This window comes from Kitasatospora sp. NPDC056181 (assembly GCF_042266225.1).
GTDB lineage: Bacteria > Actinomycetota > Actinomycetes > Streptomycetales > Streptomycetaceae > Kitasatospora.
The window spans coordinates 1-25,935 of sequence record NZ_JBHJUK010000075.1 but is presented as its reverse complement, the minus strand read 5'-3'; the positions used below and the strand labels follow the sequence as shown (position 1 = coordinate 25,935).

The following is a 25,935-nucleotide window of genomic DNA, read 5'->3' as shown; positions in this document are numbered from 1 at the left end:
CCGCCCCTGACGCCGCCCCTGACGCCGCCCCGCGCCCCGCGTCGGCCGCGGGTGATCAGCTGGTACCGCGCCCAGTCGCTGCGCAGCCGGCTGACCGTCCTGACGGCGGCGGCGGTGGCGGTGGCGATCGCGCTCTCCGCCCTGGCGTGCTGGTTCCTCGTGGAGAAGCAGCTCTACGGCCAGGTGGACCGCAATCTATCCACCGCACCTCCGTCGCCGATCCAGAACGTACCGCCCGGCGCCAGGCCACCCCAGCAACTGCTCAGGGACTCCTACTGGTGCGCGTCGACGACGACCGGCGCACTCGCGGCCGCGACCGCGGCGAACGCGGCCACCACGCCGGGAACCGGCGGCCGGATACTGGTCGGTGCCCCCAAGTGGACCGACCAGGTGATCTCACCCGACGGTGAACCGTGCGTGCTCACCGGCGCCAAGCACGCCATCACCATCACCGCGTCCGATCTCAAGGCCCTCCAGAACCCTTCCCGGCCCGGCCATTACACCTATCGAGACGGGACGTTCAACACCGGCGAGGACGTCCGGGTCCGCGTCTCGACTTTCATGTCCGAGGGGAAGGTCTACGGCTACCTGGTAGCCGACCAGGTCACCAGCGTCGAGGAATCCCTCAAGCAACTCGCCTTCATCCTCGGCGGAGTGGCCCTCGGCGGGGTCATCCTGGCCGGCCTCGCCGGGCGTCTGGTCGCCCGTTCCGCGCTCAAGCCCGTCGACCAACTCACCGACGTGGTCGAGCACATCGCCCGCACCGAGGAGGTCGGCACCACCATCCCGGTGCACGGCAGCGACGAGATCGCCCGGCTCTCCACCTCGTTCAACTCCATGTCCACCGCCCTCGCCAACTCCCGGGACCGCCAGACCCGGCTGATCGCCGACGCCGGGCACGAGCTCCGTACGCCGCTCACCTCGCTGCGCACCAACGTCGACCTGCTGATCCGCAGCAACGAGACCGGCCGCCCGCTGCCCCCGGCCACCAAGACCAAGCTGCTCGGCAACATGAAGGCGCAGATGCAGGAACTCACCGTCCTGATCGGCGACCTGCTCCAGCTCTCCCGGCCGGACTCGCCCAAGCCGGTCCGCAGCCTGTCCGTCGTCGCTCTGCACGAGATCGCCGAACGCGCCGTCGCCCGGGCCAAGTTGCGCGGTCCCGGGCTGGCCTTCGAGACCGCCGTCGCGCCCTGGTTCGTGCACGGCGACGCCGCCGCCCTCGAACGGGCGGTGATCAACCTGCTGGACAACGCGGTCAAGTACAGCCCGCCGGGCGGCACCATCGAAGTCCGCCTGGAGCAGGGCGTGTTGACCGTTCGCGACCACGGACCGGGCATCCCCCCGGACGAGTTGCAGTACGTCTTCGACCGGTTCTGGCGCTCACCGTCCTCGCGCCAGCTCCCCGGCTCCGGGCTCGGGTTGTCGATCGTCGCGCAGAGCGTGCGGGAGTCCGGCGGCGAGGTGTCGCTCGGCCCGGCCCAGGACGGCGGCCCGGGCGCGCTGGCCACCGTCCGCCTGCCGGGCGGGCCGACCCCCACCTGACGGCGCCGGGAACGCAGAACGGGCGGGGCGCCCCGACAGCGCCCCGCCCGTCCTTGCCGGCTCACGGTCAGTCGATGTCGCTGCCCGGGCCGATGACCTTGATGCGGTCCTGCGCCGGCGCCTTCAGCGGCGAGGCCGCCGAGCTGTGCGCGCCGAGGTAGGCGGCGAAGACGTCCAGGTCCGAGGCGCCGACCAGCTTGTCGGTGCCGGCCGCGAAGGCCGGGAAGCCGTCGCCGCCGCCGGCCAGGAACTCGTTGGCCGCGACCCGGTACTTGCCGGCCGGGTCGATCGGGGCGCCGTTGAGGCGGATGGAGTCCACCAGCACGCGGTCCGCGCCGGTCTTCCGCATGTCCAGCGTGTAGGCCAGGTTCTTCGAACCCTGCAGGATCTTCGGCGCCGCGTCGTTCGGGCCGCTCACCTGCTGCTGGAGCAGCTGGACCAGCTGGGCGCCGGTCAGCGTCTTGACCTGCATCATGTTGGTGAACGGCTGGACGGTGAACGCCTCGCCGTAGGTCACCACGCCGTCGCCCTCGGCGCCGCTCGCCTTGTACACCAGGTCGGAGCGGATGCCGCCGGGGTTCATGAACGCGACCTGCGCGCCACCCTTGTCCGCGGGGGCCAGGCCCTCCAGCTGAGCGTCGGCGATCACGTCACCGAGCGGCTTCTCGAGGTCGCTGCTGCCGCGGCCGTTGATGTCCGAACCGACGTAGCCGACCGGGCGGTTGGCGATCGGGGCGGCCAGCTTGGAGTAGTGCGCGATCAGCTCCGTCATGTCCGGGGCCTTCTCGACGGTCCGGCGCACGACGTGGTTCTCGGCCTTGACCGACGGGCGCACGATGGTGCCGGTGGTCTTGTCGAGCTTCAGGTCGATCTCGGTGTAGAGCCGGCCGAAGGAGGCGGCGCTGGTCACCGAGCGCGGCACGCCCTGCGGGTCGGGGATGGTGCAGGCGTACGCGTTGTGGGTGTGGCCGGTGACGATGGCGCCGATCGCCGGGTCCAGGTTCTTGGCGATGTCCACGATCGGGCCGGAGATGCCCTGACCGGCGGTGCCGCAGTCGTAGTTGTACGTGCTGCTGGCCGGGTAGCCGCCCTCGTGGATCAGCGCGACGATCGAGTTGACGCCCTGCTTCTTCAGCTCGGCGGCGTACTTGTTGATCGTGGCGACCTCGTTGCCGAACTTCAGGCCCTTGACGCCCTCGGCGGTCACGATGTTCGGCGTGCCCTCCAGGGTGGCGCCGATGAAGCCGACCTTCACGCCCTGCGACTTGGTCACCCAGTACGGGGCCAGGATGGGCTTGCCGGTCTTCTCGTTGGTGACGTTGGCGGCCAGGTAGTTGAAGTTGGCGCCCTTGAACTTGCGCCCGTCCTCGTAGCAGCCGTCCACCGGGTGGCAGCCGCCCTCCTGGAGGCGGACGAGCTCCTTGGCGCCCTCGTCGAACTCGTGGTTGCCGACCGCCGTGACGTCCAGGCCGAGCTTGTCCATCGCCTCGATGGTCGGCTCGTCGTGGAAGAGCGCCGAGGTCAGCGGGGAGGCGCCGACGATGTCACCGGCGGCGACGGTGATCGAGTCGTCGGCCGGGATGCGGGCCTGGCGCAGCGCGGTGGCCAGGTACTCGATGCCGCCCGCCGGGGTGGAGACGACCTGGCCGGTGGCCGGGTCGATCTCCTTGATGGTGCCGGAGGAGCCGGCCGGGGGCTCCAGGTTGCCGTGGAAGTCGTTGATCGCCAGCAGCTGGAGGTTGACGGTCTTTTGCCGCTTCGCGTCGGCGGCCTGGGCGGCGGTCGGCATGGCCACCGTGCCGACGAGGCCGGCCGCGGCGATCGCGGCCAGGGCTGCACGTCGGGATCTGGCAGTGAGCATTCTGAGGGGTCCCCTGCACCTTGAGAGAGCGCCCAGCTGTGGACAAGGTCCGGGCGGGCGACGATGTCGTTGCGCGAGTGCAGCCTAGAGTCAACGCGCGTAGCTGTCAGGACCCTGAACGTAACGACAGGGTTACCTACTGACGAATCGTCGCCGCACACCGGGCTCCGCCGACGCTCCCGGAGCGGCCGGCTCCTCGGCCGAAGGCCCCTCCGGGGCTGCTCCGGAGGGGCGGCCGGGCCTCGGTCAGACTCCCGGCTCTGCCGCCAACTGCCGCTCCGCGCGGTCCCGTTCGGCCACCGCATCCTCGGTCATCGCACGGTCGGTGTACACCAGCGGCCGCTCGGCCTCGGTGATGATGTGCTTCACCACCTGGACGTTGCCGTTCACGTCCCAGACCGCGATGCCCGGCGAAAGTGTGGGAATGATCTCCACCGCCCAGCGCGGCAGACCCAGTACCCGACCGGTGGCTCTCGCCTCCTCGGCCTTCTGCATGTAGATGGTCCGGGTGGAGGCCATCTTCAGGATCGCCGAGGCCTCCTTGGCCGCCGCACCGTCCACCACGTCCGACAGGTGGTGGACCACGGCGACGAAGGAGAGACCGAGACGGCGCCCGAACTTCAGCAGCCGCTGGAAGAGCTGGGCGACGAACGGGCTGTTGATGATGTGCCAGGCCTCCTCGACCAGGAAGATCCGCTTCTTCCGGTCGGGCCTGATCCAGGTGTGCTCCAGCCAGACGCCGACGATCGCCATCAGGATCGGCATCGCGATCGAGTTGCGGTCGATGTGCGAGAGGTCGAAGACGATCAGCGGCGCGTCCAGGTCGATGCCGTCGGTGGTCGAACCGTCGAACATGCCGCGCAGGTCACCGTCGACCAGCCGGTCCAGCACCAGCGCCACGTCCAGACCCCAGGACTGCACCTCGTCCACCGCCACGCCCAGGGACTCCACCGAGGACAGCTCGGGGCTGCGCAGGGTGTTGATGATGTCGTCCAGCACGGGCTGACGGTCGGTCACCGTCGCCACCACGTGGGCGTGCGCGGCCTTCAGCGCGAAGCCGGCCCGTTCCTCCAGCCCGCGCCCCATCGCCACCTCGATGATGGTGCGCAGCAGCGACAGCTGCCCGGTCTGGGTGATCGCCGGGTCCAGCGGGTTGAGCTTCACCCCGCCGTCCCGGGCGGCCATCGGATCGAGCCGGATCGACTTTATGCCCAGGGCGTTGGCGATCAGGTTCCACTCGCCGACCCCGTCCTCACCCTGCGCGTCCAGCACCACCACCTGCCGGTCCCGGAAGCGCAGCTGGCGCAGCACGTACGTCTTCTCCAGCGCCGACTTGCCGTTGCCGGACTCGCCCAGCACCAGCCAGTGCGGGGCCGGCAGCTGCTGCCCGTACAGCTGGAAGGGGTCGTAGACGTACCCCTTGCCGCTGTACACCTCGCGGCCGATGATCACGCCCGAATCCCCCAGCCCCGGGGCGGCCGTGGGCAGGTAGACCGCCTGCGCCTGCCCGGTGGAGGTGCGCACCGGCAGGCGGGTGGTCTCCACCTTGCCGAACATCAGGCTGGTGAACGCGTCGGTGAGGTTGCCGATCGCCATACGGGGCCTCCAGGTGGATCAGCGGCGGATGCCGGTGGCGAACGGCAGGGTGTTGACGAACGCACGGTGGTGCTCGCGGTCGCACCACTCCAGCTTGAGGTAGCTCTTGCCGGCCGAGGCCCGGATGGTCCGCTTGTCGCGGGCCAGCGCCTCGGGACTGCGCGAGGAGACCGTGATGTAGCCGACCAGGTTGACCCCGGCCGCGCCGGACGCCAGGTCGTCACCGCGCTGGTCGACCCGGCCGGTGTGGGCCAGGTCGCGCGGGTCGACCGTGCGGTTCATCTTGGCGGCGCGGCTGGCCTCCGCCTCGTCGTTGGTCTTCTCGGTGAGCATCCGCTCGATCGCGACGTCGGTCGGCTCCAGGTCCATCGTCACCGCGACCGTCCGGATCACGTCCGGGGTGTGCACCAGCAGCGGCGCCAGGAAGTTGACGCCCACCGGGGTCAGCGGCCACTCCTTGATCCAGGCGGTGGCGTGGCACCACGGCGCCCGGGTCACCGACTCCCGGGTCTTCGCCTGGAGGAACTGCGGGTCCGTCGCGTCCAGCTCGGCCGGCCAGGCGTTGCGCCGGGACATCGCCTGGATGTGGTCGATCGGGTGGTCCGGGTCGTACATCGAGTGCAGCAGCGAGGAGAGCCGCGCCTGGCCGAGCGGCTGGCGCACCCGGATGTCCGCCTCGGCCAGCCGGGCACAGATGTCCGTCAGCTCACGGGCCATCACCGCGGCCAGGCCCTCGTCGTCCCGGGCACGGCGCCCGGTCGCCGTCCGGCCCATCGCGTGCGCCTCGGCCGCCAGGTCGCGGGTGTAGTGCATGCAGGCCACCAGGTACGCCCGGTGCTGCTCCGAGGAGGTCGACACCATCGACTGCAGCTGGTCGTACGAGTCCTGCAGCCAGCGCGGTGCGTCGTGGTCGCCGCGCCGCTCCACGTCCTTGGCGTGCGCGTCCGGGTCGGCCGGGAGCGTCCGGGCGAGGATCTGCAGCCGGGTCACGAAGCCGTCCCCGTTGGCGACGTGCTTCAGCAGCGTGCCGAACCGGTCGACCAGCGCCTCCTGGTCCTCCGAGTCGCGCAGGCCGACACCCGGGCCCTCGATCTCGATCGCCGCCGTGACCGTGCGCCGCTCCAGGTGCATCAGCACCCCGACCTCGTCCGGCCCGAACGGGGCCGCCAGCCAGCGCAGCCGCCCGACCCCCGGCGGCGGGCCGACCTCGACCTCACGGCCGTCCAGCCGGGTCCCCGCGTCCATCGCGTCCGACTTCCACACCGCCCGGCCGCTGCGGACCGTCCGGCGGTAGGTGCGGTTGATCTCCACCCACTTGTAGAACGTCCGGCGCCGGTACGGCACGTAGACCGCCGCGATCGCCAGCAGCGGCAGGCCGACCAGGCCCGCGATGCGCAGCGGCAGGACCGGCATCATCAGGCCCCAGAGCATGCCGAGGAACGCCCCGAAGATGATCAGGACGATCTCGCCGGACTCCCGGTTGCGGCCGATCGGCGCGTTCGGGCGGGCCTTGCCGATCAGGTAGGTGCGGCGCTGGTGCACGTACGGCTGGGCGTACTGGGCACCGTACTGACCGAGTGGTTCGCTGCTCACTTACCCGTCACCCTCCCTTCGCTGGATTGCTGTCGCGGATCGGTACGTCTCGCATCGGCACCGAGGCCGGCGGTGCGGCCTGCTGCGGCGGCGCCGGGGTGCGCGCGGCGTGGGCGGCGATGCCCGTCGCGACCGAGCCGCCACCCGAGCCCGCACCGCCCCCGCCGGCGCCCTGCGGGCCGCGGTCGCCGTGCGTGCTGATGCCCTGCTTCACCAGGTTCGCCGTCCCGTTGATCATCGCCGAACCGGCCGACACCGCGTGGGCCCGGGCGTTGCGCATGCTCATGATCTCGTCACCGAAGCCCGGCACGAAGCGGTAGACGGAGGCGCTCGCGAAGATCGACAGGAACAGGATCGCCAGCCCCGACAGCACCCGGGCGAAGTCGTCGCCCGCCCCGGCGCCGGTCGCCACCGCGCCGGCCAGCCCGAGGATGATCACGATGATCGGCTTCGCCAGGTCCACCGCCAGCATCACCCCGGCCCAGCGGCGCACGTGCTTCCACAGTTGCTTGTCCACCAGCCCCGCGTACACCGCCGTCCCCAGCAGCGCGCCCACGTACAGCATCGCCGCCCGGATCAGCAGCTCCACCCAGAGCACCGCCGCCGCCAGCACGGCCACCAGCGACACGATGATCAGGATCAGCGGGCCGCCGCCCATCGACCCCTTCTCCAGGGTGTCCGCGAACCCGCCCAGGTACGTCCCGGTGTCCGACTTCGTGCCCACCGCGATCGCCTTGGTCAGCCCATCCGTCGCGCTCACCACGGTGTACAGGATCAGCGGCGTGAACGCCGACGCCACCACGGTCAGCCACAGGAAGCCGATCGCCTCCGAGATCGCCGTCGTCAACGGCGCCCCGCGCACCGCCCGCTTCGTCACCGCCAGCAGCCAGAGCACCAGCGTGATGATCGTCGACGCGGCGAACACCACCGCGTACTGCTGCAGGAACGACGCATTGGTGAAGTCGACCTGCGTGGTCCCGTCGATCGCCCCCGACAGGCTCCGCACGACCCACGCCGCCGCCTGCGCACACCCCTTGGCCAGCGACCCGAGCGGGTCGGTGACGCCGCCGACGGCGTTCGTCCCGGGGATGGAGCCACCGCCGGGCTTGGAGGCGCAGTAGACACCGCTACCGGGAAGTGGCAGCACGTCACAGTCACTGCCGCTGGGCGAGGCCGTGGGGCTGGGCGTGGGCTCGGCCAAGGCTTGTGAGGCCAGTGCCAAAGAGGCGACTTGAAGAGCGACCATCGCTCCCATCACCCCACCGACCCGGGACATCTTCCTGGTGACGGCATCAACGGGCATAGCGGAAACCCCCGAACTGCTGGACGGCGCCGGTGATCTCCTCGGCGGTGGCGGCCTGTTGGTCGCCCGGCATCGGGGCTGGGCCCTGCCGGCTTGCGTAGTCGGTGAGCTTCCAGTCGGCGCCCGTCCAGCGCAGGCTCAGGGTGAGGGTGAACCAGTTCTCCGTGACGGGCTGGACGGAGCGTTCGCCGGCGAGGCCGGTGAGGCCGGTGCACCAGACCTCGACCTTGGCGTCGGCATCGCTGTAGCCGACCGACTTGGTGCCGGCCGGAACGGTGCGGCTGACGAAGGCGAGCCCCTTGGGGGCGCGCCCCTGGGCGTCGAGGCCGTAGCGGGCGGCCGTGTCGCCACTGAACCCCTGGTCCAGGCGGCTCTGGAGGGCCGCCGTGGCGGACGGGTCGGTGATGGTGGCGACGATGGTGTGGCGGCTGTCGGTGCGGAACATGTCGGCGGAGCCGATGGCGACCGCGTAGTTGGCGGCGGCCGACTGCGCGCCCTGGTCCGTGTGCGGGAAGCCGCTGGCGATGCCGTTGCTCGTGGTGCTCACGGGCTGGTCGCCGCTGGGGGCGGGCCCGGCGCCGGAGGCCGCGGTGGGGGCGGCGTCGGCGGAGCGGCCCGCGGTGGTGCCGGGGTCGGCCTTGCCGCGGTTGGCGATGGAGATCGCGACCACGAGCAGGGTGACGACCACCAGGACGGTCAGCATGGTGCGCAGCGGCCGGGACTGACGGGCGGGCGGCTGGGAAGAGGGCTGTTCACCGACCGGCAGCCGCGTACGGGTGTGCGGCTGGTCGTCGGACAACGGCACGGCGGCCCTCCTGGTGCGGGGAGCCGGGGCGGCTCCGGGGCCCCTCCGCCCGTGGGCGGGCGCGGAGGGCGGGGTGGTGGGTGGACTCCCGGCGGGGACTCCGGCGGATCGTGACGGCCGGACGGCCGGGCGGGCTCACCGCCGGTCCCGCCCTTGCTGTCCGATCGTCAGATGGCCATGCCGTAGACAATGGTGAACAGAGTGCCGAGTGATCCAATGATGAACACGCCGGTCAGCCCGGCGATGATCAGCCCCTTGCCCTGTTCGGCACCGAAGCTGTCGCGCATGGCGGTGGCGCCGATGCGCTGCTTGGCCGCGCCCCAGACGGCGATGCCGAGGCAGGCCAGGATCGCCACGGCCATGACGACCTCGACCATCACCCGGGCCTCCGACCCGAGACTCGCGAACGGGCCCCAGTCGGGGGCGATCCCGCCGATGATGGTGTCGATATTCGGCTTCTTAGGAGGGTCCTCGGCCAGGTGGCCGATCGCGATGCTGTTCACGCTGCTCAGGTTCATTTCCATCTCACCGCCCGATCAGGCAAATTCAAGGGCCCAGACCCCGTCCGCGCGAAGGGTCGGTGCCTATTCTTGGCCAGATCTGATGTCGACTTGGCTGCTTCTCGCGGATTGGTCGTGAGGTATGGGACACGTACGCGAGGATGTCCACCGTACGAAGGATAGCGCTCACTCTTTGTATCTCTGATGATTGCGGTGAGCAACGCCTTCCGGGACACTTCGACTGACGATTCGTCGGGATGGTGCTGATGGTACTCCGGAAGGCCGGTACGGCCGCCGCCGCTGCGGGAGTTGTCGCGGTCGGCTTCATCGGACTTGTCACGGTCGGGACGTATGCGGCGAGTGGTACGCCGCAGCAGTCGGCCAATCGCGCCGCCCTCTCGCCGGGCACCGTTCCGGCGGCCTACCAGGGGCCGATCCAGCAGTGGGGCTCGCTCTGTCCGGAGATCTCCCCGCCGATGCTCGCGGCGCAGCTGTACCAGGAAAGCGGTTTCGACCCGCGCGCCCGGTCGGGCGTGGGCGCGCAGGGAATGGCGCAGTTCATGCCGGAGACCTGGGGAACATACGGCACGGACGGCAACAATGACGGCAAGAAGGATGTCTGGGACCCACTGGACGCGATCGCCTCGGCGGCCACGTTCGACTGCGCGCTCGCCAAGGACGTCGCCAAGGTGCCGGGCGACCGCCAGGCCAACCTGCTGGCCGCCTACAACGCGGGCCCGTACGCGGTGACGAGGTACAACGGGGTGCCGCCGTACCGGGAGACGCAGGGCTACGTGAAGAACATCCAGGCGATGGCCCGCAGCTTCACCGCGCCGACGGCGCCGGTGGAGGTCTCCCAGCAGTCGTCCGGCGCGATCTACTTCGCGCAGACCAAGCTCGGCACCCCGTACCTGTGGGGCGGCGAGGGGCTGCCCTCGCAGAACGGGCGGTTCGACTGCTCCGGGCTCACCCAGGCCGCGTACGCCAGTGTGGGCATCACGCTCCCCCGGGTGGCCAACGACCAGTGGTACGCCGGGCAGCACCCCTCGCGCGACCAGCTCCGCCCGGGGGACCTGGTGTTCTGGGCGACGGACCTCACCGACCCCCGCAGCATCCACCACGTCGGCATCTACGTCGGTGGCGGCTACATGATCAACGCTCCGCACACCGGCGCGGTGATCCGCTACGACAAGATCGACACCAGGGAGTACATCGGCGCCACCCGGGTCACCTCGGACGGCGCCCAGGCCCTGCCGGGGCGCAACGCGGACGGCAGCATCACCGCCCCGAGCCGCCCGGCCGATCCCGCCCCGGCCGGCCCGGCTCCGGGCGGCCAGTCCACCCCGGCCAACCCGGCCAACCCGGCGGCCGCCGCGGCGGCACCGGCCGCCCCGACCTCCCGGGCGGCCGTCGCCGCCGGGCCCGCTCCGGCAGGTCCAGGTCAAACACCTGCAAAGAGCTGACCCGCTCCGGACCGCCGGGTGTGCGCGCCCTGTGGACGCTGAGTCAAGTTTCCATAACTGCGTGTTTCCGTGGAACGCTGTGCACCGGTTATGACGTTGTGTCCGATGGCCCCGCGTCACCTTCCCGGCAGGGAGGGACGGGCGGGGCCACGGCCGGAACCAACAGCTGCTGCGGACCAGAAGGAGGTGCGGCGTGTCGACGCCGCTTGCCGACACGACCAACCCCGACCTCGGCCTGCTCTACGCCGTCAACGGCCTTGCCAAGCGCTCCCCGGAGTGGCTGGACCACCTGGTCTCCTGGATCGGCGAGTACGGCATCCTGATCGGCCTGGCCCTGCTGGGCCTGGTCGGCTGGCTGCAGGCGAGACGCCGCCCGGACGCCCCGGTGGCCGTCGCGGGCCTGCTGTGGGCTCCGCTGTCGGTCGCCATCGCCGAGCTGGCCAACCTGCCGATCGCCGCCATCGTGGACCGGCCGCGCCCGTTCGTCGACCACGCCGGGCTGGACGTGCTGGTGGACGGCAAGGCCGGCACGCACTCCTTCGTCAGCGACCACTCGACGATGTCGATGGGCATCGCGGTGGCGCTGTTCCTGGTGAACCGGCGGCTGGGCTGGATCGCCGGCGGACTCGCCCTGCTCCAGGGCTTCTGCCGGATGTTCATGGGCGTCCACTACCCGACCGACGTGATCGGCGGCTTCGCGCTCGCCACCGCGGTGGTCCTGCTGCTGGCGCCGATCGCGATGGCCGTCCTGGTCCCGCTCTGCCACGCGTTGGGCCGCACCGTCGCCGCACCGCTGATCAGGGCACCGCAGAGCGGTCCCCGCCCGCGCGGCGGCCGGCGGCGGGGCGGCGAGGGCCGCGGCACCGTCCGGACCGACGAGCAGCCGCCGGAGTCCGACCTGGCCGCCTGAGCCCCTCCCCGCCTTCCCCGCCTCCCCCCACCTTCCCCGGGCCGCACGCGGGCCGGGGGCCGGGGCCCGGCTACGACCCGGGGCCGTCGTTCGCGGCGAGGTGGTCGGCGGCCTCGCGCCGGGTCAGGTCGCGGGAGCGGCGGGCCGGTGAGAACCAGCCACAGCTACAGGTCGCGAAGCAGAAGGAACCGCGCTCGCTGATCGCAACGCGGTGCTCGGGCATCCGGGCGGTGCCGGGGTCAGCCGGCAGCTCACTGTGCACGTGCCTCACCGTAACGCTCCGGGACCCCGGCGCGCGACGTCCGGTGCGCGCCGGGTTCCGCGTAACCCCTCGGGCCTCAACTCGTTTGCCCGGCAAGAGCTCTGCCCACCCGGTGGTGGTGGCCGGCGGGGCAGTCGGGCCCGAGGGGGTTGTCGCGAGATGAAGATGACCGGCGTGCAGCGCAGCGGCCGGCGGCACGGCCGCCCGCTGCCACACCTGCGGTCGGCGGCCGGGGCCTTCGTGGTCGCCGCCGCCCTGGCCGGGCTGACCGGCTGTACGGGCGGCTCCGGGGCCGCCGGCGGTTCGGCCGACCGGAAGGCCGCCGCCCCGGACCAGCTCTCCGCCGACCCGCTGACGGCCGTCCGCAACGCCGCCGACATCACCGGCCGGACGGGCTCCGCGCACACCGGCACCGAGCTGGTCACCGAGTCCGCCGACAAGAAGGCCGTCTTCACCGGCACCGGCGGCTACGACTACGTGAAGCGGATCGGGCGGCTGGAGGTGGCGGTGCCGCCGGGCGCGGCGACCACCGGGAAGATCGTCGAGGTGGTCCTGCCCGGCACCGTCTACCTGCAGAACAGCGGCGCCAAGGTGCCCGAGGGCAAGTGGGTCAAGCTGGACGTGCGCCAGCTGCCGGACGGCAACCTGGTCTCCAGCGGGGCCACCGACCCGGCCTCCGCCACCGGTGCGCTGCGCGGGGCCCAGAAGGCGGACCTGGTCGGCACCGAGACGGTCGGCGGAGTGGCGCTGAAGCACTACCGCGGCACCCTGGACCTCACCAAGGCGGCCGAGGCCACCGGCGGGCGGGGCGGGGACGGCCTGCGGATGGCGGCGCAGACCTTCACGGTCAAGGAGGTCCCGTACGACGCCTGGCTGGACGAGCAGGGCCGGCTGCACAAGGTGGTCGAGGTGTTCACCTTCGCCGGGGTGGCCGGCTCCAAGGAGGCGAAGGACCAGGTGAAGGTGACGTCGACCACCTCGCTGGCCGACTTCGGCAAGCCGGTCGAGGCGGCCGAGCCGCCGGCCTCCGACATCTACGCGATGAAGCCCACGGAGAGCCCGAAGTAGCCTGACGCAGGGCCGCCGCCGGCGTCGGTGGGCCACCCGGAGAGGGTGGGCCCACCCGTTTCGGCGGCGCCGAGATGGCCCGTCCGTGCCATGTGGGCGGGCTCCGAAGTGCCTAGGCTGGACGTCGGGTGGCTGCCGCCCGGGCTGGCGAGGCGCTGAAGGGGTGGTGCAGGTGGTTTCGTCCACGGGCGGCCGCAGCGGCGGCCACGACGACGCGGCCCTCGACGAGATCGACCTGGCCGGTGAGCTGATGATCGCCGCCACGGCCAGTACCGATGACCGGCTGCCGACCGAACGGATCGACGAGGTGCTGCTGGACCGGCCCGACGGCGGGGCGTCCGCCGACGGGCCGTCGGGGGGCGGGCGGTAGCGCCCCTCGTCAGCTGCGCAGCAGCCGGGCGATCGCGGCAGTGGCCTCCGCCACCTTGGCGTCCAGCTCGGTGCCGCCCTCCTCGGCGGCCGCGGCGACGCAGTGCCGCAGGTGCTCCTCCAGCAGCGAGAGCGCGAAGGACTGCAGGGCCTTGGTGCTGGCCGACACCTGGGTGAGCACGTCGATGCAGTAGACGTCCTCGTCGACCATCCGCTGGAGGCCGCGGATCTGGCCCTCGATCCGGCGAAGCCGCTTGAGGTGGGCGTCCTTCTGGGCGCTGTAACCGTGCTGCCCGTGCCCGTGCCCGGTGTGCGGGGCCGCCTCGGCGGCGGCCGGCGCGGACTGGTCACCGTTCGGTTCGGTACCGGGCGCGTGGTCCGGCTCGGTGCGCGCTTCCGTCGTGGTCATCGGCCCGCCTTCGTCTGGGTGCCTCGGTGGCTGCGTCGACCACCAGTGTCCAACACCGTGACCGGTCCTGGTGTTCCTCCGGCCCGGTCCGCAGGCCCCGAGCGGGCACGGCCCCGGTCCGGCCCCGGTCCGACCCTGGTCCGGCGAAGGTCCGGTCCCGGTCCGACGAAGGTCCGGTCCCGGTCCGGTCCCGGTCCGGCGCAGGCTGGAGCACGCCCGGCGCGGGCCGGGAGCGGATGGAAGGCGCCCGACGGACGGCCGCCGGAGGGGTGCTTCCGTCCGGACCGACACCGCCGTCTTCCACGTGCACGGCAGGGGCAATCCGTACGAGGTTCCGTCAGACTGAGGGCTCACGTCCGCACATGGGTGTGCGGGCCGGGTCCACTGCTGCGGCGGACAACCGGAAGGGGAGGTTCCGGCTCCTCCCCACCACCCCGTTTGCGCGATTGCGCTTGGTTGCACCTAGCATCGTTCAGTCCCTACCCCGCACATCGGAGATTTCCGTGCGTTTTAGCCTGACCCCGAAGGAGACGAGCTTCTACGACATGTTCGCCGCGGCCGCGGAGAACCTCGTCGTCGGGTCGAAGCTCCTGCTGGAACTGCTGGGGGCAGACGTGTCGGCCCGCGCGGAGATCGTCGAGCGCATGCGCGCCGCCGAGCACGCCGGGGACGACACCACCCATGCCGTCTTCCACCAGCTGAACTCGTCCTTCATCACGCCCTTCGACCGCGAGGACATCTACAGCCTCGCGTCGTCGCTGGACGACATCATGGACTTCATGGAGGAGGCCGTCGACCTGGTCGTCCTCTACGACATCCAGACCCTGCCCAAGGGGATCGAGCAGCAGATCGAGGTGCTGGCGCGCGCCGCCGAGCTCACCGCCGAGGCGATGCCGAACCTGCGGACCATGTCCAACCTCACCGAGTACTGGATCGAGGTCAACCGGCTGGAGAACCAGGCCGACCAGATCCACCGCAAGCTGCTCGCCCACCTGTTCTCCGGCCAGTACGACGCCATCGAGGTGCTCAAGCTCAAGCAGGTCGTGGACGTCCTTGAGGAGGCGGCGGACGCTTTCGAGCACGTCGCCAACACGGTGGAGACCATCGCCGTCAAGGAGTCCTGACCCTCGTGGACATGGCTGCACTCATCGCCGTCCTCGGCGTTGCGTTCTTCTTCACCTACACCAACGGCTTCCACGACTCCGCGAACGCCATCGCCACCTCGGTCTCCACCCGGGCGCTGACCCCGCGGGCCGCGCTCGCGATGGCCGCGGTGATGAACCTGGCCGGCGCCTTCCTCGGCAGCGGCGTGGCGCACACCGTCTCCAGCGGCATCATCGAGACCCCGACCGGCAACCAGGGCATGGCGATCCTGTTCGCCGCGCTGGTCGGCGCGATCACCTGGAACCTGGTCACCTGGTACTTCGGTCTTCCGTCCTCCTCCTCGCACGCGCTGTTCGGCGGCATGGTGGGCGCGGCGCTGGCCGGCGGCACCGAGGTGATCTGGAGCGGCGTCCTGGACAAGATCGTCATCCCGATGATCGTCTCCCCGATCGTCGGCCTGATCGGCGGCTTCCTGGTGATGCTGGCGATCCTCTGGATCTTCAAGCGCGCCAACCCGCACCGCGCCAAGCGCAACTTCCGGGTCGCCCAGACCGCGTCCGCCGCGGCGATGGCGCTGGCGCACGGCCTGCAGGACGCCCAGAAGACGATGGGCATCGTGGTCATGGCGCTCACCATCTCGGGCCACCAGACCGGCAATGACATCCCGACCTGGGTCAAGATCTCCTGCGCCACCATGCTCTCGCTGGGCACCTACGCGGGTGGCTGGCGGATCATGCGGACCCTCGGCCGCAAGATCATCGAGCTGGACCCGCCGCAGGGCTTCGCGGCCGAGGCCACCGCCTCGACCGTCATGTACATCACGTCGTTCGTCTTCAAGGCGCCGATCTCCACCACCCACGTGATCACCTCGGCGATCATGGGCGTCGGCGCCACCAAGCGGATCCGCGCTGTCCGCTGGGGCGTGGCGAAGAACATCGTGCTCGGCTGGTTCATCACGATGCCGGCCGCCGCCGTCGTCGCAGCGCTGATGTACTGGTTCGTCCACCTCTTCTGGGGCTGAGCACCCCGGACCGCCGCGGACGCGGTTCCGGTGGAACTGACAGGGCCCGCCCCCACATCTCGGGGGCGGGCCCTTCTTCATACTTCGCGGCGGCACCGCCATGCAGCACCGCGAAGCAGTCCGTGTCCCGGGCGCTCCTTAGCCGAAGCGGCCCGAGATGTAGTCCTCCGTCGCCTGCACGGACGGGTTGGAGAAGATCCGCTGGGTGTCGTCCAGCTCGATCAGCTTGCCCGGCTGGCCGACCCCGGCCAGGTTGAAGAAGGCGGTACGGTCGCTGACGCGGGCCGCCTGCTGCATGTTGTGCGTCACGATGACGATGGTGAACTGGTTCTTCAGCTCGCCGATCAGGTCCTCGATGGCGAGGGTGGAGATCGGGTCGAGCGCGGAGCAGGGCTCGTCCATCAGCAGGACCTGCGGCTCGACCGCGATGGCGCGGGCGATGCAGAGGCGCTGCTGCTGGCCGCCGGAGAGGCCGGCCCCCGGCTTGTTCAGCCGGGTGTGGACCTCCTTCCAGAGGTTGGCGCCCTTGAGGGACTTCTCCACCACGTCGTCCAGGACGGACTTCTTGCGCACGCCCGCGAGCTTCAGGCCGGCGACCACGTTGTCGTAGATCGACATGGTCGGGAACGGGTTCGGGCGCTGGAAGACCATGCCGACCGAACGACGGACCGCGACCGGGTCGACGTTCGAGGCGTACAGGTTCTCGTCGTCCAGGAGCACCTTGCCCTCGACGCGGGCGCCGGGGATCACCTCGTGCATCCGGTTGAGGGTCCGCAGGAAGGTGGACTTGCCGCAGCCGGAGGGGCCGATGAAGGCCGTCACCGAGCGGGGCTCGATGCTCATCGAGATGTCCTCGATGGCCTTGGTGGTGCCGTAGTAGGCGGACAGTCCGCTGACGTCGATGCGCTTGGCCATGATCTTTCGTCTTCTCTCAGCCCGCGGCCGGGGGCCGCTCGGGAATCCGTGTCGTACGTCAGTCGGAGGCTCAGTGGCCGGCCTTGGGCGAGCGCCAGCGTGCGATGCCCCGGGCGACGAGGTTGAGCCCCATCACGAAGGCGATCAGCACCAGCGCCGCACCCCAGGCACGGGCGTAGCCGTACTGGTTGTTCACCATCGCGTACTGCTGCCAGATGTACATCGGCAGCGACTGCTGCGGCCCGTCGAACGGGTTGTTGTTGATGTAGTCGGCACCGAAGACCAGCATCATCACCGGGGCGGTCTCACCCGTGATGCGGGCGACCGCGAGCATCACACCGGTGGTGATGCCGCCGATGGCGGTGGGCAGGACGATCCGCAGGATGGTCTTCCACTTCGGCACACCGAGCGCGTACGACGCCTCGCGCAGCTCGTTCGGGACGAGCTTCAGCATCTCCTCGGTCGAGCGGACCACCACCGGCATCATCAGGATCGCCAGCGCGAGGCTGCCCGAGAAGCCGGAGTAGTTGAAGCCGAGGGCGAGGTTCCACAGCGAGAGGATGAACAGACCGGCGACGATCGACGGGACGCCCGTCATGACGTCGACGAAGAAGGTGACCGCCTTGGCGAGCCGGCCGCGGCCGTACTCGACGAGGTAGACGGCGGTCAGCAGACCGATCGGCGCGGCGATCAGGGAGGCCAGCAGCACCTGCTGCAGGGTCCCGATCAGCGCGTGGTAGATGCCACCGCCGGGGCCCGACTGGAGCACGCCCTTCATGGAGTGGCTCAGGAAGTTCCCGTCCACCACCTCGGCGCCCTGCTGGACCGTGTAGACCGTCAGCGCGAGCAGCGGGATGACGGCCAGGATGAAGGCGACCCAGACCATCGAGGTGGCGAGCCGGTCCTTGGCCTGACGGCGGCCCTCGACCCTGGCCGAGGACAGGTAGCTGATGGCCAGGAAGAGGAGCGCGGAGATCAGGCCCCACTGGATGTGGCTCTCCAGGCCGCCGAGGGCTCCGATGCCGCAGCCGAGGGCGATCGAGCCGGCGGTGGTCGCGGCCGGGGCCCACTTGGGCAGCCGGTTGGCGGTCAGCGGGCGGCCGACCGGGCGCGCGTCCGCCGGAACCGAGGTCGTAGCGGAACTCATGCGGCCCTCCTCGCAAAGCTCGTCGGGGCGCATGCGCGCACCACGCACCTCTTACTGATTCGCTCGCTGCGCTCGCTCATGCGTTGGCCCCCGAGTACTCCTTGCGGCGGGCGACGATCAGCCGCGCGGCACCGTTCACCAGCAGGGTGATCACGAACAGGACGAGGCCGGAGGCCATCAGCGCGTCCCGGCCGAAGGGCTGCGCCTCGCTGAACTTCAGCGCGATGTTCTGCGCGAAGGTGCCGCCGCCCGGGTCGAGCAGGTGCAGCGAGAGGACGTTGTTGGAGGAGAGCACCACCGCGACCGCGATGGTCTCGCCGAGCGCGCGGCCGAGGCCGAGCATCGACGCCGAGATGATGCCGGGGCGGCCGAACGGCAGCACCGCGGTGCGGATCATCTCCCAGCGGGTCGCGCCGAGCGCGAGCGCCGCCTCCTCGTGCATCCGCGGCACCTGCCGGAAGACCTCGCGGCTGACCGCGGTGATGATCGGCAGGATCATGATCGCCAGCAGGATGCCCACGGTGAAGAGGGTGCGCGGCGTGGTGCCGGCGCGCGACTGGTCGAAGATGTACGTCCAGCCGAGGTACTCGTCCAGCCAGCTGGTCAGGCCGTCCAGGTGCGGCACCAGGAAGAGCGCGCCCCAGAGGCCGTAGATGATGCTGGGCACCGCCGCGAGCAGGTCCACCAGGTAGGCGAACGGCTGCGCGATCCGGCGCGGCGCGTAGTGCGAGATGAACAGCGCGATCCCGATGGCCACCGGGACGGCGATCGTCATCGCGATCAGCGCGCTGACGATGGTGCCGAACGCGAGGACGGCGATGCCGAAGACCGGCTTCGGGGCGTCCGGCGTCCACTCGAAGGTGGTGAGGAAGTTGCCCTCGTTCTTGCCCAGGGCGATGCCCGAGCGCCAGGTCAGGAAGCCTGCGATGGCGGCCATGACGACCAGCAGCAGGATGCCCGACCCGCGGGACAGGTTCATGAAGATCTTGTCGCCGACACGGCTGTCGCGCTTGCGGCGTTCCCTGCCTCGCGGGGCGGCAGGGGATGATGAAGTCATTGGTCTACTCCGGTCTGGTGGTGCTGCCCCGAGGGGGCGGCACCCTGGCGGCGGTGCCCCGGACGTGCTTCTCGGTCACTGCTTCCGGTGGAGCGGCCCCGGCCCCCCTCGTCCACGGGGCCGCTCCACCGGAGGTCCACTGGGTCAGGCCAGGGTCGGGATGACCGCGTTGACCTTGTCCGTCAGCTCCTTGGGGAGCGGGACGTAGCCCTTCTCGCCGATCGCCTTCTGGCCGGCGTCGCTGATGCCGTAGGCCAGGAACGCCTTCAGCGTGTCGAGGGTGTCGGCCTTGTTGCCCTTGTCGCAGACGATCTCGTAGGTGACCAGGACCAGCGGGTACGAGCCCTCGTCCTTGGTCGCGTAGTCGAGGGTCAGCGCCAGGTCGCTGCCGGTGCCGGCGATCTTGGCCTTGGCGAAGGTGTTGGCGGCGTTGGCGGCGGTGGCCTCGACCGGCTTGGAGGCGCCGGTGTTGATGGCGGCGCTCTTCAGGTTGTTGATCTGGGCGTACGACAGCTCGGCGTAGCTGATCGAGTTCTTGACCTGCTTCACCTGGGCCGCGACACCGGCCGAGGTGTTGGCCGACTGGCCGCCCTTGCCCGCCCAGGTCTTGCTGGCCGGGTAGGACCAGGCGCCACCGGAGGTCTTGGCGAAGTACTTGGTCAGGTTGTCCGTGGTGCCGGAGTCGTCCGAGCGGTGGAAGGCCTGGATGTCGGCGTCCGGCAGCTTCGCGCCCGGGTTCAGGGCGGTGATCGCCGGGTCGTTCCACTTGGTGATCTGCGAGTCGAAGATCTTGGCGGTGGTCGGGCCGTCCAGGACCAGGTTGTCGACGCCCTCGACGTTGTAGACGATCGAGATCAGACCCGCGACGAGCGGCAGGTTGATGCCCTGGCCGCCGGTGCAGGTGGTCTTGGTGGCGTCGACCTCGGCCGGCTTCAGCGCCGAGTCGGAGCCGGCGAACTGGACCTTGCCCTGGGTGAACTGCTGGACGCCCGCGCCGGAGCCGCCGCCGCCGTAGTTGATGCTGGCGCCGGAGCAGGCCGCGCCGAAGTTGGTCTTCAGCACGTCGATCGCGGTGCCCTGCGCGGTGGAGCCCGCGGCGATCAGGGCGGTGGGCTTGCTGCCACAGTTGATGGCGGCGGCGGAGGCGGAGCCGCTGCCGGAGCCGCCGGCGTTGTTGTTGTTCTCGTCCGAACCGCACGCGGCGAGCGACAGCGAGCTGACGAGCGCCATGGCACCGATGGCGAGGGCCTTGGAGCGGCCGTTCCGCTGGAGCTTCACAGGGGTGTCCCTTTCTGTGGCATTGCCCGGCGCGCGGGCCGTGCGAACACGGCGTGGCGCGGGTTTTGCTGTGGTCCGGGGCCCGTTCGGCCCTCCGGTGAACCCGAAGTTAGGCCGGGGAAGTGACACGACAGCCGGTCGTAAGTGAACGGGGAGTGAACCTCGAACGGATGGCAGGAAACTACGTCAGGTAGTAACGGTTGCGTCACGGCAAGGGCGCGGGGAGATCACTTCCATCGTTCCTTCACGACCCGCGACGGGACCTCAGGACCGCCGGACCGGCCTCGCCCCGAGCGCCTCCAGCAGCGCGTCCACGAGCAGCCGGTCCCTGTCGTGCGTGAGCCGGGCACGGGCCTTCCCGGCCGGAAGCCACTCCAGCCGGTCCACCTCCCGGTTGGGCCGGAACGCCCCGGCCGACGGCACCGCCGCCCAGTACCGGACCTCCTTGGGACGCCCCTGCGCCAGGTAGTGCTGGGCCGGCAGCTCCTCCCCCAGCACGCAGGAGAACCCGGTCTCCTCGCGCACCTCGCGCAGCGCCGCCTCCACCACGCCCTCCCCCGGGTCGAGCTTGCCCTTCGGCAGGCTCCAGTCGTCGTACTTGGGCCGGTGGATCACCGCGATCCGCGGCCGCCCCAGCCGGCCGCTCTTCTTCGGCCGCCCGGGCAGCCAGAGCACCGCCCCCGCCGCCAGGACGGCCGGCGGCCGCCCGCCGGCCGGGCGGCCGCTCGTGGAGGGACCGTCGGCCTGCTCGGTGCTCAGGCGGTTGCGCAACTCATGCCATCCGGGGTGCGGGGGAAGGCCCCCAGCCCTCGGCCGGGGGAATCTCCAGCCAGCCGTCCAGGCCAGGCGGGAGCTCGGGCCACCGGCGGCCGAAGGCGTACCGCGCCGCCTCCACCTCCAGTCGCTGATCAGCATGCACCACGCCCAGCACGTACGCGGTGGCGGGTGTGATCCTCGGCGTCCGTGCCGCGGTGGCGGCGGTGACCGCCGCGTCCGCCGCCTCCTGGTGCCGGCCCAGCACCTCGTCCAGCTCGTCCAGTTCCGCGGTCGGCCGTCCGCACACCTCCAGTGCGTACCGGGCCCGCTTCACCAGGATCCGCACCCGGCCCCACGGCGCGTCGTCCGCCGCCAGCGCCGCGTCCGCGTCCACCACGCCCCGGGCGGGCGGAACCGAGCCCAGCCGGCGCAGTCCGTCCCCGCCGTACGGGGTCGAGGCCCGCTGCAACGGCAGCTGCTGGGCGCTCGCGGTCAGCGCGGTGAACGCCGCCGCGGCCTGCGGCAGCAGCACCGCACCGGCCCGGCCGTCGGCCGCCTCCAGCAGCGGTGCCTCGGAGACCAGCAGCGTCATCCGGTCCGCCAGCGCGTGCAGCCGCGCCGACCGCAGCTCCTGGAGCACCGACGTGTGGGCCCTGGTCCGGGCCAGGGTCAGCTGGCGGTCGAGCAGCGCCCGGGCCTTCGGCGCCCCGGCGTGGCCCGCGAGCATCCCGGGGCCGTCCGCCTCGGTGCCGCTCAGCGCGTCCAGGGCGCCGAGCAGCCGGGCCGACCGGCGGACGTACCCCGGCTCCAGCGCCAGCAGGTTGAGCAGCCAGCGCAGCTCGGTGCGCGACTCCTGCGCCCAGGTCTGTTCGAACGTGGCGCCGAAGGTGTGCAGCAGCCCGCCGATCCGCCGCACCGCCCGCAGCAGGTCCGCCGTGCCGACGGGAGGGACGACGGCCGTCCCCGGTCTGGCGCCGACCTCGCCCACCGCCTGCGGCAGCGCACGCAGGAAGACGCCGGCCTGGGCGGTGAGATGGCTGGAGAGGATGTCCCCGGCGGTCGCTGTGGAGGCCGCCTGGGCCGTCATCGGCGCATCGGTCATGACTAGGTAGATCCCCGTTCCCCCGGGGCCGTCCCCCGGGGCTGGTGGCCGACCGCTGCGGCGGCTCCCCGACCGCTCAGCGGCTCGCATCAGTGGCTCGCATCAGTGGCCCGCGTCCGTGGCCCGCCTCGGCCCCGGTCGCGGTCGTCCGCGTCGGTGGTCGTGGCCGGGCGCCGTGGCAGCGGCGCCCGGTCACCGGGCCGCGGCGGCCCGGCGGCGCTGGCGCGAGTCGATGAGCAGGTCCTGGACGTGCCGCAGCGCCCTCCCGTCGGCGTCCTGGGCGTGCCGTTCCCACGCCCCGTCCGCCCCGAGGTGCCAGGACTCGGTCTCGTCCGACACCCCGAGGTCGATCAGCCCGGACAGCTCGGCCCGGTGGGCCGGGTCGGTGATCCGCAGCAGCGCCTCGATCCGGCGGTCCAGGTTGCGGTGCATCATGTCGGCGCTGCCGATCCACACCTCGGGGTCGCCGTTGTTGCCGAAGACGAAGATCCGCGAGTGCTCCAGGAAGCGTCCGAGGATGCTGCGGACCCTGATGTTGTCGCTCAGTCCCGGCACCCCGGGCCGGATCGCACAGATCCCGCGCACCCAGACGTCCACCGGCACCCCGGCTCGGGAGGCCCGGTAGAGCGCGTCGATCACGGCCTCGTCGACGATCGAGTTGACCTTGAGCTTCACGTACGCCGGGCGGCCCTCCCGGTGGTGGGCGATCTCGCCGTGGATCCGCGAGATCAGCCCGTCCCGCAGCCCGCGCGGCGCGGTCAGCAGCCGGCGGTAGGACTCCCGGCGCGAGTAGCCGGAGAGCCGGTTGAAGAGGTCCGAGAGGTCGGCGCCGACCTGCGGGTCCGAGGTCAGCAGCCCGATGTCCTCGTAGAGCCGGGCCGTCTTCGGGTGGTAGTTGCCGGTGCCCACGTGCGAGTAGCGGCGCAGGGTGTCGCCCTCCTGGCGGACCACTAGCGACAGCTTGCAGTGCGTCTTCAGCCCCACCAGGCCGTAGACGACGTGACAGCCGGCCTCCTCCAGCTTGCGGGCCCACTTGATGTTGGCCTGCTCGTCGAAGCGCGCCTTGATCTCGACCAGGACGAGCACCTGCTTGCCGGACTCCGCCGCGTCGATCAGCGCGTCGACGATCGGCGAGTCGCCGGACGTCCGGTACAGCGTCTGCTTGATCGCCAGCACGTCCGGGTCGCCCGCGGCCTGCTCCAGGAAGGCCTGCACGGAGGTGGAGAAGCTGTCGTACGGGTGGTGCAGCAGCACGTCCCGCTCCCGCATCGCGGCGAAGATGTCCGGCTGCGAGGCCGACTCGACGTCGGTCAGCCCGCGGGCCGTGCCGGCCACGAACTTCGGGTACTTCAGCTCCGGACGGTCCAGGTCGGCGATGCCGAACAGACCGGTCAGGTCCAGCGGTCCGGGCAGCGGGAAGACCTCCGCCTCGGTGATGTTCAGCTCCCGTACCAGCAGGTCCAGGATGTAGGGGTCGATCGACTCCTCGACCTCCAGCCGCACCGGCGGGCCGAAGCGCCGCCGCATCAGCTCCTTCTCCAGCGCCTTGAGGATGTTCTCGGTGTCGTCCTCCTCGACCTCGAGGTCCTCGTTCCGGGTGACGCGGAAGGCGTGGTGCGCGAGCACCTCCATCCCCGGGAAGAGCTCCTCCAGGTGCGCACCCATCACGTCCTCCAGCGGCACGTACCGCTGCGGCGAGGCCTCCAGGAAGCGGGCCAGGGACTGCGGGACCTTCACCCGGGCGAAGTGCTTGTGGCCCGAGACCGGGTTGCGGACGACCACGGCGAGGTTGAGGGAGAGCCCCGATATGTACGGGAAGGGGTGGGCCGGGTCCACCGCCAGCGGGGTGAGCACCGGGAAGATCTTCTGCCGGAACAGGGTGTGCAGGCGGGCCTGCTCCTTCTCCGCCAGCTCCGGCCACCGGACCATCTCGATGCCCTCGGCGGCGAGGTCCGGCAGGACCTCCTGCTGGAAGGCGGCGGCGTGCCGGGCCATGAGCTCGCGCGAGCGGGTCCAGATCAGGTCCAGCACCTCACGCGGCTGGAGGCCGGAGGCACTGCGCTGGGCCACTCCGGTGGCGATCCGGCGCTTCAGGCCCGCCACCCGGACCATGAAGAACTCGTCCAGGTTGCTCGCGAAGATCGCCAGGAACTTCGCGCGCTCCAGCAGCGGGATCGCCGGGTCCTCGGCCAACTCCAGGACGCGCTCGTTGAACGCGAGCCAGCTGCGCTCACGGTCCAGGAAGCGACCCTGGGGAAGCTCGTCGAGGTCCTGCTCGTCCGCGGCCGGCAGCTCCGGCGGTATCCCCAGGGCGCTGGACATCCTGGCCGGAGGGGACAGCGGGGCAGAGACGGGGCGAGGAATGCTCATGGGCTCCAGCTCCTCCAGCAGGACGGGGTCCGGACGCGACAGGCTCTGCGGGCCGTCGTCCTCGCCCAACGCCAACGCCCACCCGCCCGGCGCGGTCAACACGGGACCGGCCGGCGGGCGCCGCCGACGCTGCACGAGCGAGACACTACGGACTTCATCCTGTGATCTTCACGGCAGCAATTGAATCCACGGTAAACACCGCATGGCCAGGAGGAAAGCTGAGTCGGTCAGGGTCGCGGTCGGGCCGGTGTTTGTACGACCGGCCCGTTGCCCGGAACCCGACTCTCCGCTATACCCCGCTCGGCTCCCGGTGCGTGCGGTACTCGGCGCGGTACATCAGGTCCACCTCGTGAATGGTGAACCCCAACCGTTCATATACCCGCACAGCGGCCGGATTGTCGGCATCGACGTAGAGGAGTACGGTCCCCAGCCCGCGCTCCCCCGGGCCGCCGCCGGTGAGGTGCCGCAGACCGGCCGCGGTGAGCGCCCGGCCCAGGCCGCTGCCCTGCTCGGCCGGGTCCACCCCGACCACGTACACCTCGCCGAGGGCCGGCCCGGTGGCCGTCGCCGGGTGCACCTTGGTCCAGTGGTAGCCCACGACCCTGCCGTCACGGGTCGCGAGGAAGAAGCCCGCCGGGTCGAACCACGGCTCGGCCAGCCGGTCGGCGAGGTCCCGCGCGGTCCAGGCGCCCTGCTCCGGATGGTGGGCGAAGGCCAGCGCGTTCAGCCGCAGCCACTCGGCGTCATCGGCACCCGGACGGAAGGTCCGCAGCTCGACGCCGTCCGGGAGGGCGACCTCCTCGGTCTGCGGCCCGGTCCGGCGCATCTGCCGCAGCTCGCGGACCAGCTCGGCACCGTACAGCTCGGCCAGTCGGCGGGCGGCCGGGTGGCCCCCGTGCACCCAGAAGTCGACGTGGTCCCGGCCGGCCCGGTGGGCCTCGGCGAGCACGGCGTCCACCAGGGGACGGCCCAACCCGCGCCCGCGGGCGTCCGGGGCGACCACCAGCTCGGCGGAGGGGTTGGCCGCGCCGGCCGGCGGGACTTCGAGCTGGCCGTAGCCGACGACGTCCAGGCCGGTTCCGGCCTCGTCCCCCGGCTCCTTGCCGGCCTGCTGCAGGAGGTGGATCACGCCCGGGCGGGCCGCGTCCGAGGAACGCAACCTGAGCCGCCCCTGCTCGGACACCGCCTCCCGGCCGTCCACGGCCTGGGCCGCGGCCAGGACGCGCAGTGCGCCGTCCCGCGACTCCGGCGGCAGTACCTCCCGGGCGACCACGGCGCCCTCGCCGGTCGCCGGAGTGCCGTTGTAGACCCGTTCCTGCTGAGCGTCCTGATCGTCCATGCCCTGACGATACGTCAACCGGAAATGCAAAGAACCCCCGATCCGTGATGGATCGGGGGTTCTTTGTGAATGATTGTTCGGCGGCGTCCTACTCTCCCACAGGGTCCCCCCTGCAGTACCATCGGCGCTGTGAGGCTTAGCTTCCGGGTTCGGAATGTAACC

The 25,935-nt window shown here is 71.2% G+C and carries 23 protein-coding genes and 1 rRNA gene; 7 read left to right on the top strand and 17 right to left on the bottom strand.

What is annotated here, in order from left to right:
• Positions 1 to 51: 51 nt before the first annotated feature.
• A complete protein-coding gene (locus ACFC1F_RS25735) occupies positions 52 to 1,545 on the top strand; it encodes a sensor histidine kinase (RefSeq protein ID WP_376161653.1) in 1,494 nt (497 codons plus the stop codon).
• A gap of 67 nt (positions 1,546 to 1,612) precedes the next feature.
• Here ACFC1F_RS25735 and ACFC1F_RS25730 read toward each other — a convergent pair whose 3' ends face one another.
• The 6 genes from ACFC1F_RS25730 to ACFC1F_RS25705 all read right to left on the bottom strand — a co-directional run bounded on the left by ACFC1F_RS25730 (position 1,613) and on the right by ACFC1F_RS25705 (position 9,221).
• Positions 1,613 to 3,406, bottom strand: a complete 1,794-nt coding sequence (locus tag ACFC1F_RS25730) for a bifunctional metallophosphatase/5'-nucleotidase (RefSeq protein WP_376161651.1) — start codon at positions 3,404 to 3,406, stop codon at positions 1,613 to 1,615.
• A 246-nt stretch (positions 3,407 to 3,652) separates the two neighbouring features.
• Positions 3,653 to 5,002 carry an ATP-binding protein gene (locus ACFC1F_RS25725; RefSeq protein ID WP_209417074.1) on the bottom strand — a complete coding sequence of 450 codons (1,350 nt, stop codon included), beginning with the start codon at positions 5,000 to 5,002 and terminating at the stop codon, positions 3,653 to 3,655.
• Between the two features lie 18 nt (positions 5,003 to 5,020).
• A complete protein-coding gene (locus tag ACFC1F_RS25720; RefSeq protein ID WP_209417073.1) occupies positions 5,021 to 6,595 on the bottom strand; it encodes an SCO6880 family protein in 1,575 nt (524 codons plus the stop codon).
• 7 nt (positions 6,596 to 6,602) lie between these two features.
• Positions 6,603 to 7,871, bottom strand: coding sequence for a hypothetical protein (locus tag ACFC1F_RS25715; RefSeq protein WP_376161670.1), 1,269 nt, complete (start codon positions 7,869 to 7,871; stop codon positions 6,603 to 6,605).
• A 16-nt stretch (positions 7,872 to 7,887) separates the two neighbouring features.
• Positions 7,888 to 8,703: a hypothetical protein gene (locus ACFC1F_RS25710; RefSeq protein WP_376161648.1), complete on the bottom strand. Its 816-nt coding sequence runs from the start codon at positions 8,701 to 8,703 to the stop codon at positions 7,888 to 7,890.
• Between the two features lie 167 nt (positions 8,704 to 8,870).
• Entirely contained in the window at positions 8,871 to 9,221 is a 351-nt protein-coding gene (locus tag ACFC1F_RS25705; protein ID WP_241002623.1) for a hypothetical protein, read from the bottom strand.
• A gap of 239 nt (positions 9,222 to 9,460) precedes the next feature.
• Here ACFC1F_RS25705 and ACFC1F_RS25700 point away from each other — a divergent pair, with 239 nt between their 5' ends.
• Positions 9,461 to 10,666 carry an NlpC/P60 family protein gene (locus tag ACFC1F_RS25700; RefSeq protein ID WP_374106203.1) on the top strand — a complete coding sequence of 402 codons (1,206 nt, stop codon included), beginning with the start codon at positions 9,461 to 9,463 and terminating at the stop codon, positions 10,664 to 10,666.
• A gap of 193 nt (positions 10,667 to 10,859) precedes the next feature.
• Positions 10,860 to 11,576 carry a phosphatase PAP2 family protein gene (locus tag ACFC1F_RS25695; protein WP_209417072.1) on the top strand — a complete coding sequence of 239 codons (717 nt, stop codon included), beginning with the start codon at positions 10,860 to 10,862 and terminating at the stop codon, positions 11,574 to 11,576.
• A gap of 70 nt (positions 11,577 to 11,646) precedes the next feature.
• Here the strand turns inward: ACFC1F_RS25695 and ACFC1F_RS25690 are convergent, their stop codons facing one another.
• A complete protein-coding gene (locus tag ACFC1F_RS25690; RefSeq protein ID WP_209417113.1) occupies positions 11,647 to 11,838 on the bottom strand; it encodes a hypothetical protein in 192 nt (63 codons plus the stop codon).
• 159 nt (positions 11,839 to 11,997) lie between these two features.
• On the opposite strand from ACFC1F_RS25690, the gene ACFC1F_RS25685 reads away from it, so the two are divergent.
• Together ACFC1F_RS25685 and ACFC1F_RS25680 are read left to right on the top strand one after the other, a co-directional pair.
• A complete protein-coding gene (locus ACFC1F_RS25685) occupies positions 11,998 to 12,906 on the top strand; it encodes a hypothetical protein (protein ID WP_376161645.1) in 909 nt (302 codons plus the stop codon).
• 172 nt (positions 12,907 to 13,078) lie between these two features.
• Entirely contained in the window at positions 13,079 to 13,276 is a 198-nt protein-coding gene (locus tag ACFC1F_RS25680; protein WP_376161643.1) for a hypothetical protein, read from the top strand.
• A 9-nt stretch (positions 13,277 to 13,285) separates the two neighbouring features.
• Here ACFC1F_RS25680 and ACFC1F_RS25675 read toward each other — a convergent pair whose 3' ends face one another.
• Positions 13,286 to 13,684 (bottom strand): metal-sensitive transcriptional regulator, encoded by a 399-nt coding sequence (locus tag ACFC1F_RS25675; protein WP_376161641.1) that lies wholly within the window; start codon positions 13,682 to 13,684, stop codon positions 13,286 to 13,288.
• A 503-nt stretch (positions 13,685 to 14,187) separates the two neighbouring features.
• Here ACFC1F_RS25675 and ACFC1F_RS25670 point away from each other — a divergent pair.
• Both ACFC1F_RS25670 and ACFC1F_RS25665 read left to right on the top strand, forming a co-directional pair.
• Positions 14,188 to 14,808: a DUF47 domain-containing protein gene (locus ACFC1F_RS25670; protein WP_148643415.1), complete on the top strand. Its 621-nt coding sequence runs from the start codon at positions 14,188 to 14,190 to the stop codon at positions 14,806 to 14,808.
• A 5-nt stretch (positions 14,809 to 14,813) separates the two neighbouring features.
• Positions 14,814 to 15,809, top strand: coding sequence for an inorganic phosphate transporter (locus ACFC1F_RS25665; protein WP_209417068.1), 996 nt, complete (start codon positions 14,814 to 14,816; stop codon positions 15,807 to 15,809).
• A gap of 138 nt (positions 15,810 to 15,947) precedes the next feature.
• On the opposite strand, the gene pstB is transcribed toward ACFC1F_RS25665, so the two are convergent.
• The 9 genes from pstB to rrf all read right to left on the bottom strand — a co-directional run.
• Entirely contained in the window at positions 15,948 to 16,724 is a 777-nt protein-coding gene (gene pstB, locus ACFC1F_RS25660; protein ID WP_376161638.1) for a phosphate ABC transporter ATP-binding protein PstB, read from the bottom strand.
• Between the two features lie 70 nt (positions 16,725 to 16,794).
• On the bottom strand, positions 16,795 to 17,871 hold the full coding sequence (pstA, locus tag ACFC1F_RS25655; protein ID WP_376161636.1) for a phosphate ABC transporter permease PstA: 1,077 nt from the start codon (positions 17,869 to 17,871) through the stop codon (positions 16,795 to 16,797).
• A 76-nt stretch (positions 17,872 to 17,947) separates the two neighbouring features.
• Positions 17,948 to 18,928 (bottom strand): phosphate ABC transporter permease subunit PstC, encoded by a 981-nt coding sequence (gene pstC, locus ACFC1F_RS25650; protein WP_209417065.1) that lies wholly within the window; start codon positions 18,926 to 18,928, stop codon positions 17,948 to 17,950.
• A 144-nt stretch (positions 18,929 to 19,072) separates the two neighbouring features.
• Positions 19,073 to 20,206 carry a phosphate ABC transporter substrate-binding protein PstS gene (gene pstS / locus ACFC1F_RS25645; protein WP_307853514.1) on the bottom strand — a complete coding sequence of 378 codons (1,134 nt, stop codon included), beginning with the start codon at positions 20,204 to 20,206 and terminating at the stop codon, positions 19,073 to 19,075.
• Positions 20,207 to 20,470: 264 nt separating this feature from the next.
• Positions 20,471 to 20,896 (bottom strand): NUDIX hydrolase, encoded by a 426-nt coding sequence (locus ACFC1F_RS25640; protein ID WP_376161668.1) that lies wholly within the window; start codon positions 20,894 to 20,896, stop codon positions 20,471 to 20,473.
• A gap of 82 nt (positions 20,897 to 20,978) precedes the next feature.
• Entirely contained in the window at positions 20,979 to 22,064 is a 1,086-nt protein-coding gene (locus ACFC1F_RS25635) for a CHAD domain-containing protein (protein WP_376161632.1), read from the bottom strand.
• A gap of 192 nt (positions 22,065 to 22,256) precedes the next feature.
• Positions 22,257 to 24,434: an RNA degradosome polyphosphate kinase gene (locus ACFC1F_RS25630; protein ID WP_376161630.1), complete on the bottom strand. Its 2,178-nt coding sequence runs from the start codon at positions 24,432 to 24,434 to the stop codon at positions 22,257 to 22,259.
• A 289-nt stretch (positions 24,435 to 24,723) separates the two neighbouring features.
• Positions 24,724 to 25,773 carry a mycothiol synthase gene (gene mshD, locus ACFC1F_RS25625; protein WP_376161628.1) on the bottom strand — a complete coding sequence of 350 codons (1,050 nt, stop codon included), beginning with the start codon at positions 25,771 to 25,773 and terminating at the stop codon, positions 24,724 to 24,726.
• A 75-nt stretch (positions 25,774 to 25,848) separates the two neighbouring features.
• A 5S ribosomal RNA gene (rrf, locus tag ACFC1F_RS25620) occupies positions 25,849 to 25,935 on the bottom strand; the annotation flags it as partial.